This window comes from Mesorhizobium sp. M7A.F.Ca.US.014.04.1.1 (assembly GCF_003998745.1).
In the GTDB taxonomy this organism is placed as follows: domain Bacteria; phylum Pseudomonadota; class Alphaproteobacteria; order Rhizobiales; family Rhizobiaceae; genus Mesorhizobium; species Mesorhizobium ciceri.
Genome location: NZ_RZRW01000847.1, coordinates 1 through 1,791 on the forward strand (window position 1 = coordinate 1; position 1,791 = coordinate 1,791).

The following is a 1,791-nucleotide window of genomic DNA, read 5'->3' on the forward strand; positions in this document are numbered from 1 at the left end:
TTTCACGCTCGATGAACAGTCGGAAGGAGCGGCGGGAAATACGGTCGCTTGAGAAAACAGCTTTCTCGATGGCGGCGAGATCATCGACGTCAGACGCGCGGGCCGTGCGGATCTCGGCAGGCATGCGGCTTCAGAAAACCTCGATTGGTGGTGGAAATGGCCCTACTCGAACACGTCCTTGACGCCAACCAGGGCGTTGGGAAAACCGGCGTCCACCTGGGCGCACGAAGTCCGCTCCACCACCTTGAATCTTCGCCTCGTTTTTCCAAAAACCGTTTCCGATTTTCGGGGCGATGCGACGGCATTCATCAAGCGCTATCGCACCTCGATTAGGGCCGAATTGTGACAAATCCGACGCCGATCCGACGGGCGCAAAAGGTCCTTCGGCCAGATCGGCATTCGCGGATCGACGGCACCGGCAAAAGCGGTGCCGTTCAGCTTGCCAGCCCGTTTACAAGTTGCGTGTAGGCGTTCCTGGCGACCTCGTTCAGCCGCTCGCGCGGCAAGGAGCCGACGACGGCGCAGCCATAGCCCTTGTCCAGCCAGTAGACGGCCTCGGGTCCGTCTTGCGTGGCGGCGTAGGTGCCCTTGGCATTCTCCGTCGATGCCGTGGTGACGAACAGCGATATACGCTGCCCATTGCCGTCCTCGTAAAGCAGCATGGCGGCCTTGCTCTCGCCTGCCGGAAGCAACCGGCCGCCGACCAACTGGAAACCGTTCGCGGTCAAGTCGGGTGCCACCAGCTTCAACCCTACCCGGTTGGACAGCCAGGTCTGCAGATGGTCCTTGTCGCTGGCCGGAACCTCGACGGCATGCCGCTTTTCGGCGGCATAGATGACATGGGCCGCGATTGCCTGCTCGGCCAGCCGATCTTCCGCCGGGTCCTCCTGGCCGATGCCGTCGACGCCGGCAAGGTAGCCACCAAGCCCGCCGGCGGCGACCAGCAACACGGCAGCGGCAAGCCACCAGCGCGAGCGTGGCACAGCTGCCTTGACCGGCGCCTCGCCAAGCACGACCTTGCGCAACCGCGCAGGCACGGCTTCGTCCAGCACCCCGGCGAAGGCGGCACGCAGCGCCGCCCGGTCGGCGGTGAAACGGGCGCTCCTGGCTTTCATCTCGGGATTGGCGTCGAGCCAGGCGTCGTAAGCGGCGCGCTCGTCTGCAGGCAGCTCGCCATCGAGCGCCATGTGGATGTCCCGTTCGGAAAAGTCGCGGCGGATCATTTCTCGACGATCCTTATCGCGCGGCGACGCGCCGTATCGTCCAGCAAACCACGCAATTCCTCACGCCCGCGCGCAATGCGCGACATCAGCGTGCCAGCGGGGACGCCCAGAATGTTGGCGGCTTCGGCATAGGAAAAACCTTCGATGGCAACCATGACAAGAGCTGCGCGTCGATCGGGGCTGATCGCCTGCAACGCGTCGATGATCTCGCGCGAGGCGATACTCTCCACCTGCTCTGCCGGCTGGGCAACGGCCTCGCCCGCCTCCAGCGGCAACATCGCCGCCTCGCCGCGGCGGTTCACCTTGCGCATCTGGTCGATGAACAAATGATGCATGATCGTAAACAGCCACCTCCGGGGGCTTTCTCCTGTCTGCCAGTTGTCGAGCCGCACAAGCGCCCGCTCGAGGCAATCCTGGACAAGGTCGTCGGCAGCGTCGCGGTCGCGCAAAAGCGAGCGTGCGTAACGGCGCAGGCGCGGTATTTCGCCAAGGATTGCTGCCTTCTTTTCGTCCATGACCGCTGGTTTCGAGGTCGCCCTTGTTGATCTGGATTGAACGCGCCTTCCTG

2 protein-coding genes are annotated in these 1,791 nt (G+C 63.8%); both read right to left on the reverse strand.

Features of this window, described 5'->3' with window-relative positions; translation table 11 throughout:
- Positions 1 to 434: 434 nt before the first annotated feature.
- Positions 435 to 1,223, reverse strand: a complete 789-nt coding sequence (locus EOA22_RS32230; protein ID WP_013532576.1) for an anti-sigma factor — start codon at positions 1,221 to 1,223, stop codon at positions 435 to 437.
- A complete protein-coding gene (locus EOA22_RS32235; protein ID WP_013532577.1) occupies positions 1,220 to 1,738 on the reverse strand; it encodes an RNA polymerase sigma factor in 519 nt (172 codons plus the stop codon). Before EOA22_RS32235 ends, EOA22_RS32230 begins: the two co-directional genes overlap by 4 nt.
- Positions 1,739 to 1,791 lie beyond the last annotated feature (53 nt).

Bases quoted from the DNA above. Each gene is read 5' to 3' on its own strand.
- EOA22_RS32235 (WP_013532577.1), bottom strand. From the start codon at position 1,738: ATGGACGAAAAGAAGGCAGCAATCCTTGGCGAAATACCGCGCCTGCGC.
- EOA22_RS32230 (WP_013532576.1), bottom strand. From the start codon at position 1,223: ATGATCCGCCGCGACTTTTCCGAACGGGACATCCACATGGCGCTCGAT.